This window comes from Longispora urticae, assembly GCF_053902585.1.
The window spans coordinates 1-8225 of record NZ_JAQZSH010000032.1 but is presented as its reverse complement, the minus strand read 5'-3'; the positions used below and the strand labels follow the sequence as shown (position 1 = coordinate 8225).

General features: G+C 74.8%; 8 protein-coding genes. 3 read left to right on the top strand and 5 right to left on the bottom strand.

Annotated features, from left to right (window positions below; translation table 11 throughout):
* Window positions 1–75: 75 nt before the first annotated feature.
* The 5 genes from PT931_RS21830 to PT931_RS21810 all read right to left on the bottom strand — a co-directional run bounded on the left by PT931_RS21830 (window position 76) and on the right by PT931_RS21810 (window position 6149).
* Window positions 76–519 (bottom strand): response regulator, encoded by a 444-nt coding sequence (locus PT931_RS21830; protein ID WP_456247618.1) that lies wholly within the window; start codon window positions 517–519, stop codon window positions 76–78.
* A 40-nt stretch (window positions 520–559) separates the two neighbouring features.
* Window positions 560–2158: a sensor histidine kinase gene (locus tag PT931_RS21825; protein WP_456247617.1), complete on the bottom strand. Its 1599-nt coding sequence runs from the start codon at window positions 2156–2158 to the stop codon at window positions 560–562.
* A 5-nt stretch (window positions 2159–2163) separates the two neighbouring features.
* Entirely contained in the window at window positions 2164–3369 is a 1206-nt protein-coding gene (locus PT931_RS21820; protein WP_456247616.1) for a PP2C family protein-serine/threonine phosphatase, read from the bottom strand.
* Window positions 3370–3456: 87 nt separating this feature from the next.
* Window positions 3457–3735, bottom strand: coding sequence for a DUF3040 domain-containing protein (locus tag PT931_RS21815; protein WP_456247615.1), 279 nt, complete (start codon window positions 3733–3735; stop codon window positions 3457–3459).
* Window positions 3736–3800: 65 nt separating this feature from the next.
* Window positions 3801–6149 carry an ATP-binding protein gene (locus PT931_RS21810; protein WP_456247614.1) on the bottom strand — a complete coding sequence of 783 codons (2349 nt, stop codon included), beginning with the start codon at window positions 6147–6149 and terminating at the stop codon, window positions 3801–3803.
* Between the two features lie 203 nt (window positions 6150–6352).
* On the opposite strand from PT931_RS21810, the gene PT931_RS21805 reads away from it, so the two are divergent.
* From PT931_RS21805 to PT931_RS21795, 3 genes are all read left to right on the top strand, one after another.
* Complete coding sequence (locus tag PT931_RS21805) at window positions 6353–6940, top strand: RICIN domain-containing protein (protein ID WP_456247613.1); 588 nt, start codon at window positions 6353–6355, stop codon at window positions 6938–6940.
* 107 nt (window positions 6941–7047) lie between these two features.
* Window positions 7048–7497, top strand: a complete 450-nt coding sequence (locus PT931_RS21800; RefSeq protein ID WP_456247612.1) for an SRPBCC family protein — start codon at window positions 7048–7050, stop codon at window positions 7495–7497.
* Between the two features lie 5 nt (window positions 7498–7502).
* Window positions 7503–8180 (top strand): mechanosensitive ion channel family protein, encoded by a 678-nt coding sequence (locus PT931_RS21795; protein WP_456247611.1) that lies wholly within the window; start codon window positions 7503–7505, stop codon window positions 8178–8180.
* Window positions 8181–8225 lie beyond the last annotated feature (45 nt).

The following is an 8225-nucleotide window of genomic DNA, read 5'->3' as shown; positions in this document are numbered from 1 at the left end:
CCCTGTTTCCGCAGGTCCCGGGGGTCGGGCGGAGATCATCCCCAACACCCCGAAAAGCCTCATCGGGTACGCGCCTCACCGGGTCGGCAGCTTGGCCACCGTGACGAAGAAGTCGTCGATCTGCCGGACCACCTCGATGAACCGGTTGAAGTCCACCGGCTTGTTCACGTACGCGTTCGCGTGCAGCTGGTAACTGCGCAGCACGTCCTCCTCCGCCCGGGAGGTGGTCAGCACCACGACCGGGATCATGGCCAGGTCCGGGTCGGCCTTGATCTGCGCCAGCACCTCGCGGCCGTCGTACTTCGGCAGGTTGAGGTCCAGCAGGATCAGGTCCGGCCGGGGCGCGTCGGCGTGCGCGCCCCGGCGGAACAGGAAGTCGAGCGCCTCCATGCCGTCGCGGGCCACCCGCAGGTCGTTGCGGACCTTGTTCTCCTCGAACGCCTCCCGGGTCATCAACTCGTCACCCGGGTCGTCCTCGACGAGCAGGACGGTGATGGGCTGGGGCAGGGGCGTGGTCATGTCGGGTTCTCCTTGGCAGGGTGGGGCGAAAACGCGGTGGTCACGCGCGGTCCGTGACCGAGGTGTCCGGGGTCGGCGGATCGACCGGGTCCGCCGCGTCGTGGGCGGTCGGGTGGGCGGCCGGCAGGGTGAACACGAACCGGGCCCCGCCGGTGTGCTCCGGGTCCAGCCAGATCTGCCCGCCGTGGTGCTCCACGATCTTCCGGCACATGGCCAGCCCGATACCGGTGCCCCCGTAGGCGTCCCCGCGCGCGTGCAGCCGCTGGAAGATCACGAAGATCTTCTCACCGAACTCGGGGGGTACGCCGATCCCGTTGTCCGTGACCGCGAACCGCCACCGGTCGCCGTCCGCCTCGACCGTGACCCGGACGTGCGGCACCCGGTCGGGGCTGGCGAACTTCAGGGCGTTGCCGATCAGGTTCTGCCACAGCATGGTCAACAGGGTCGGGTCCCCGGCCACGGTCGGCAGCGGGTCGTGCTCGACGGTCGCGCCGGTCCGTTCGACCCGGTCGGCCAGGTCGGTGACCGCCTGGTCGCACACCCGGTCGAGGTCCACCGGCTCGGAGTCGTCGTAGACCCGGCCGACCCGGGAGAACGCGAGCAGATCGTTGATGAGTACCTGCATCCGCTGCGCCCCGTCCACGGCGAACGCCACGTACTGCCGCCCCCGGTCGTCCAGCAGCTCCCCGTAGCGGCGCTCCAGCAGCTGGCAGAACGACGCGATCTTGCGCAGCGGCTCCTGGAGATCGTGGGAGGCGACGTAGGCGAACTGTTCGAGCTCGCCGTTGGAGCGCTTCAGGTCGGCGGCCTGCTCCTCCAGCTGGGCGCGGGCGGTGTTGGAGAACGCCAGTTCCTGCACGATCTGTCGGCGCATGCCCTCGACGTCCCCGGCGAGCGCCACCATGTCGGCGGGCCCGTCGACGGTGATCGGCCGGTCGTACGCGCCCGCGCTGACGGTTCGGGTCGCGTCGCCGAGCTGCCCGAGCGGCCGGAGCACGCCGCGACGCACCAGGGACGTCACCAGCATCCCGGCGAGCAGGAACGTCGCCAGCATCAGGCCGAACACGGTGTTCTGCCAGCTCTGCGCGGCCGCCACCTCCGCCCGGACGTCGGTGCGCGCCTGGGCCAGCCGGGAGTCCAGCGTCTCCAGGGCGGTGCGCACGTCGTCGAACACCGTCTTGCCGCCGTTGACGGCCGGCTCCGGCGCGGCCTCCCTGCCGCCGAGCGCGATGGCGTCGATGACCGGGACCGCGACGTAGTTCCGCCAGGTCAGCGCGTGCGTCTCCGCCGCGCCGACGGCCGCCAGGTCGGCGGTGCGGCCCTTGAGCAGCCCCCGGAGCTCGCCCAGCGCGGCGTTCTCGGCCTCGATGCCCGCCGTGTACGGGCCCAGGAAGGTCTTGTCCCCGGTCAGCACGTACCCGCGCAGGCCCGTCTCCTGGTCCAGCATCGCCCCCCGGAGCTTCTGGCCCGCGATCCGGGCCGGGCTGATCCGGTCGGCCAGCAGGTCGCTCACGGCCGCCGTGCGCCGCATCGCCAGGCCCCCGGCGACCGTGGCCGCCAGCAGCACCACCGCCAGGACGCCGAACCCGACGGACATCAGCCCCGACGTCGGGTACCGCCGCCATCCGCGTACCGCCATGCCCGTCACCCCCTCCAGTCCACGTACAGCACGGCCAGGTCGTCGTCGTTGCGACCGGCGTCGTCCGCGTTGACCCGCCCCACCAGCTCGTCGACGAACCGGTCGGGGTCCGCCCGCTCCAACCGGTCGGCGAGCAGGGCCAGGCCCTCCACCCCGAGCCGGTCGTCCCCCGACCCGGTCTGGCAGTCGGTCAGCCCGTCGGTGTACAGCAGCAGCCCGCCGCCCGGGGCCACCGGCACGTCGTGCGCGCGCCACACCGCGATCCCCGGTAGCAGCCCCACCGGCATCGCGGGCGGCACGACGGACGCCCGGACCCCGGACTCCTCGACCAGCAGCGGCGCGGGGTGCCCGGCGAGGGTCACCCGCGCCGTGTACCCGCCGGTCGGGTCGGGGGCGCCGAGTTCGAGCATGCACAGGGTGGCGTACACCCGGTCGTGCAGGCGTTCGGCCAGGCACAGGGTCTCCAGGTGCCCGCAGAGCTCGGCCGGGTCGCTGATCCCGGCGAGGACGAGGGACCGCCAGGCGATCCGCAGCCCGACCCCGAGCGCCGCCTCGTCGGGGCCGTGCCCGCTGACGTCGCCGATCAGGGCCCGGACCACGCCGTCGGGGGTCTGGACCACGTCGTAGAAGTCGCCGCCGAGCAGGGCGCGCCGCCGGCCAGGCTCGTACCGGGAGACCACCCGCAGCCGGGGGTCCGCCACCAGCGGCCGGGGCAGCAGGCCGCGTTCGAGGCGGGCGTTCTCCTCGGCGCGCAGGGTCGAGTCGCGCAGCTCCCGGGCGGACGCCTCGGCGACCTTGCGCTCGATCGCGTACCGGATCGCCCGGCCCAGCAGCTCGCCCTCGACCCGGCCCTTGACCAGGTAGTCCTGGGCGCCCTCGGCGACGGCGGCCATCGCGGTGGCCTCGTCGTCGAGGCCGGTGAGGACCAGGACGGCCGCCTCGGGGGCCTCGCGGAGCACCCAGCGCACGCCGGCCAGGCCGTCGCTGTCGGGCAGGTTGAGGTCCACCAGCACGCACGTCGGCCCGTCGGCCAGCGCGCCGGCGGCCTCGGTCAGGGTCCGGCACCAGGTGAGGGTCGCGGCCAGGCCGCTGTCGGCGAGGAACTCCTCCACCAGCAGGGCGTCGCCCGGGTCGTCCTCGATCAGGACCACGGCGACCGGCGCCTGCGCGGACCCGGGCAGCGGCCCACCCCGGACCTGCGGTGCCACCATCTACGCTCCAGGTTCGCGGTTCATCGGCTGTCAGGTGTGCACTCTACGGGCGGACCCGGTCCTGGAAGAGTACGGCGGTGGCGGAGGTTACCGGCAGCCGCGTCGCGCCATCCGCCTGGCGGCGCGCGCTGCGGACCACGCTCCGGCGGCCAGGGCGGTCGCGAGCAGGGCCGCGGGCAGCACGGTCGGCGCGCCGGACGCGACGGCGAGCACGGGGACCGCGAGACCGGCGAGCGCGTACCCCACGAAGAGCCAGATCCAGAGGCGTGGCCGGGGCCTGCGCATCCGCGCCACGAACCTCGGGTCGTCCGTTTCCAGGAGGCTCTCGATGGCCTCCAGTCGTCGCCTGTCGTCCTGATTGAGCATCCCAGTCCCCTAATGCCCGCGAAACCGATTCACCTTGCCGATTCTCTACCCAGACGGGCCCCGGTTCAATCAGCGTGCGTGCTGAGTCTGGCCCGGATCTCCGACACCCCCGGCAGTCCCAGCTCCTCCAGGACGGCCGCCGCCTCGCGCCACGCGGCCCGGGCCTCGCCCGGAGAGCCCGTTTCGCGGTACTCGTCGCCCAGGCGGGTCAGGGTGTCCGCCTCGGCGGGCCGCTGGCCGAGCGCGCGGTACCCGTCGAGGGCCTCCCGGTAGCAGTCCGCCGCCGCCCCGTGCTCGCCGAGCTCGTGCCGGACGTGCCCGAGGCTGTGCCAGGTGTCGGCCACGCCCTCGCGGTCGTCGAGGTCGCGGTGCAGGTCGAGCGCCCGGTGGCACCAGGACAGCGCCGCCGCCTGGTCGCCGAGCAGCGCGTGGCACCAGCCGATCGCCGTGTGCGCGCGGGCCTCGCCGGTCCGGTGGCCGGCCCGCCGGTACAGGTCCAGGGCCCGCTCCGCCGCGTCCAGCGCCTCGGCGTGCCGCCCCCGCACCTCGGACAGGCCCCCCAGGTCGAGGTACGCCTTGCCCTGGCTGGCCAGGTCCCCGACGCTCGCGAACAGCCGCAGGGCGTCCCCGTGGTGCCGGCGGGCGTCGTCCGGTCGGCCGAGGGCGGCGGCGGACAGCGCCAGGCCCCGGTGCGCGTAGGCGGTCGCCCCGGGATCGGCGGTACGCTCCGCCGCACCCAGGGCGGCGCGGTGCAGCTCGTGGTGCTCGTGCCGGTGGCCCTGCCGGAGCAGGTAGTCGCACAGCACCCACGCCAGCTGCCAGCGCTCGGTGTCCAGGCCCAGCCCGGCGGCCAGGTCGTCGGCCGCCCGCAGCACCCGGTGCTCGGCGGTGAACCAGGCCAGGGCCGCGGCCACGTCCTCCGGGCGTTCCGGGGTGACGCCGGGGCGCGGGCCGGCCAGGGGGATCCGGGTCCGGCCCGGTTGCAGGCGCAGGGCGGCACCGAACCCGGAGTGCAGCAGGTGGTCCAGCCAGCGGCGCACCGCCCCGTCCCGGACGTCCGGCGGGTCGCGCAGGTCGGCCAGTTCGGCGGCGTAGGCGCGCAGCAGGTCGTGCAGCGCGTACCGGCCCGGGGCGTGCTCGGTGGCCAGGTGGGCCCGGGTCAGCTCGGCCAGCGGGGCGGCGATCCCGCGCGGCGGCACCCCGGCGAGGCTGGCCAGGGCGGGTCGGCTGATGTCCGGGCCGGGGTGCAGGCCGAGGAGGCGGAACAGTCCGGCGGCGGCGGGGCTGACCGCGCGGTACGACCAGGAGAACACGGCCCGCACATCGGTGCCGGGGTCGCCGCCGTCCAGCGCGTCGAGCGGGCCCCCGGCGTCGCGGAGCTGGGCGGCGAGCGCGGCCAGCGGGAACTCCGGGTACGTCGCGGCCCGCGCCCCCACCACCGCCAGGGCCAGGGGCAGCCGCGCGCACCGCTCGACGATCTCGTCGGCCGCCCCGGGCTCCCCCTCGACCCGGTCCTTGCCGAGCCGGTGGATCAGCAGGTCCCGGGCCTCCCCGGCGGTCAGCGGGCGCAGGGGCACCGGGCGCGCGCCCTCGGTGACGACCAGCGGGGTGAGCTGGTCGCGGCTCGTCACCACCGCGACGCAGCCGGGCGCGCCGGGCAGCAGCGGGCGGACCTGTCCGGCGTCGCGGGCGTTGTCCAGGACGACGAGGAACCGCCGGCCGGCCAGCGTGGCCCGGTACACGGCGACCTGGTCGTCGAGGGCCGCCGGGATCCGCGGGGCGGGCACGCCGAGGGCGGCGAGGAGGCCCCGGAGCGCGTCGGACGGGTCGAGCGCGCGGCCGTCGGGGGCGAACCCGCGCAGGTCCACGTGCAGCTGGCCGTCGGGGAAGCGGGCGGCGACGCGGTGCGCCCAGTACACGGCGAGGGCGGTCTTGCCCACGCCCGCCGGGCCGCAGACCACGGCCAGGGCCCCGGTCGGGGTGGGGTTCCCGGGGCCGGGGAGCAGGTCGTCCAGGGTGGCCAGCGCCTCGTGCCGGCCGGCGAACCCGGGCACGGCGGCGGGCAGGCCGGCCGGTGTCGGGCCCGGGGCCGCCGACACCGGTGCCGCGTGCTCGAAGGCGTGCTCCAGCAGCGCGTACCGGGGCCGCCAGTACTCCTCCACTCCCGTTCTCAGCGACAGCCGCGCGGTCCGGCCGTGCTCGACCGCGTGCGCCCGGACGCCCTCGACCAGCGCGGCCACCACCCGCCAGTCCGGTGGGCGCCGGACCCGGCCGGCGAGGATCGCCCCGACCTGGCTCTTGCCCAGCCCCGCCCGCCGCGCCAGGTCCCGCAGACCGGGGCCGCCCGCCTGGGTCCGCAGCAACCGCAGGTCCGCGCACAGCGAGGCGAGCAGTTCCCGGGCTGGTTCCTCCACGGTGGACACTCCTCTCCGGCTGTCCGGTGCTGTCCGGTGCCGATCCGTCCGGTACGGCCACCCGGCAGCGTAAACCCGCGGCCATGTCCGTGGTTGTCCGGAAATCGACGCGGACGGGGGCGGCCGGGGTCATCGTTCCGGGGTGCCAGAGCGGCATGCCCGGAACCGGTCCGCCGGGGACGGGTCGTGATCAGGAGGAACTCATGAGAAGTCGCAGACTGCTCGCCGTCGTCGTGGCACTCGCGGGCGCGGTGGCCGGCGGGTTCGCCACCGCCGGACCGGCCCAGGCCGCCACCGCCCCCGCGCCGGTCACGGCGTCGTCGGCCGGGCAGCCGGGACTGGCCGGGGCGGCGTTCGAGATCGTCAACCGGGGCACCGGCAAGTGCGCCGACGTGGCCGGCAAGTCGCTGCTCAACGGCGCGCTGGTGCACCAGTGGAGCTGTGCCCGGGGCGCCAACCAGCTGTGGATCGCCCAGCCCGTCCAGTCGGCCCCCGGCTACTACTCGCTGATCAACGTGAACAGCGGCAAGTGCATGGACCTGCGGGCCAACAACGACGACGAGGTCTTCAACGGCACGCTCGTCCAGCAGTTCGAGTGCAACGCGGAGCTGTACACCAGCGAGCGGTGGAAGTTGTCCTTCTCCCCCTCGGCCCCCGGGTACCTGACGTTCACCACGTGGATCAAGGGGCTGTGCCTGGACCTGAACAACGGGTCCGGCTCCAACGGGGCGCGGATCCAGGTCTGGGACTGCGTCGGGCCCATCGACAACCAGCTCTGGGCCCAGCGGTAACGCGACGTCCGGGGGCGGGCCGATCCGGGGGCGCCCCCGGCGTACCCGCATGAGTTCGGGTTTTCCGGGTATGGGTCAGGCACCGACGACGACAGAGGGAGAAGCACATGAGCAGCGTGACGAAGTCCATCGAGGTCGCCGTACCCGTGCGCGCCGTCTACAACCAGTGGACCCAGTTCGAGGAGTTCCCGAGGTTCATGGAGGGCGTGGAGTCCGTCGTCCAGCACGGCGACGCCCGGACGCACTGGAAGATCAAGATCGGCGGGATCGAGCGGGAGTTCGACGCGCAGATCGTCGAGCAGACCCCCGACGAACGGGTCGCGTGGGCCTCGGTCCAGGGCCCCCGGCACGCGGGTGTCATCACCTTCCAGGCGATCGACGCCGAGCACACCCGGGTCACCGCGCTGATCAGCGCCGAGCCCGAGGGGTTCGTGGAACACGTCGGCGACGCGCTCGGCCTGATCTCCAAGCGGGTCGAGAGCGACCTGGAACGGTTCCGCACGTTCATCGAGGAACGCGGAGCCGAGACCGGCGGCTGGCGGGGCCAGATCAACTGACCGCGGTGTCGACCGACATGGCCCGGCGGGCGCTGCGCGGCGCGTGGCGACCCGCCGCCCTGGTCGTCGCCGCGTTCGCCGCCGCGATCGTCGTGTCCACCTGGGGCGACAGCCGGTCCGACCGGATCGCCGACAAGCTCGTCGCGGTCGGGGGGGCGCTCGCGTTCCTGGTGCTGGCGATGGCGGCCACGTTCTCCGTCGCCGGCCGGGTGCGCCGGGTCGCGGAGGCCACCCTGGGCGGCTCCCACGCGGGGGTACTGCGCCTCGTCGTCGTCCTCACCGGCGGCCTGGTCGCGCTCCTGACGACCCTCGGCCTGATGTCCGTACCGATCGGCCAGCTGCTGCTCGGCGGCGCGCTCACCGGCGTGGTCGTCGGCATCGCCGGCCAGCAGACCCTGGCGAACCTGTTCGCGGGCATCGTGCTGCTCGTCGCCCGGCCGTTCCGGGTCGGCCAGACGGTGCGGCTGTCCTCGGGCGCGCTGGGCGGCGAGATCGACGGCGCGGTCACCGACATCGGCCTGGCGTACGTGCGCCTGGAGGGCGAGGACGGGGCCCTCTCGGTGCCCAACAGCCAGGTACTCAACGCGGTGGTCATCCCGCGGTCGGCCCCGGAGCCCGGGTGGGGGCCGACCGGGGAGCGGCTCCGGGCGCGGGTGCGGCGGTACCGGCGGGGCGAGCGGTGACCTACGGTCGCGGGGCCGGGGGGGGGGGGGGGGGGGGGGCGCCCS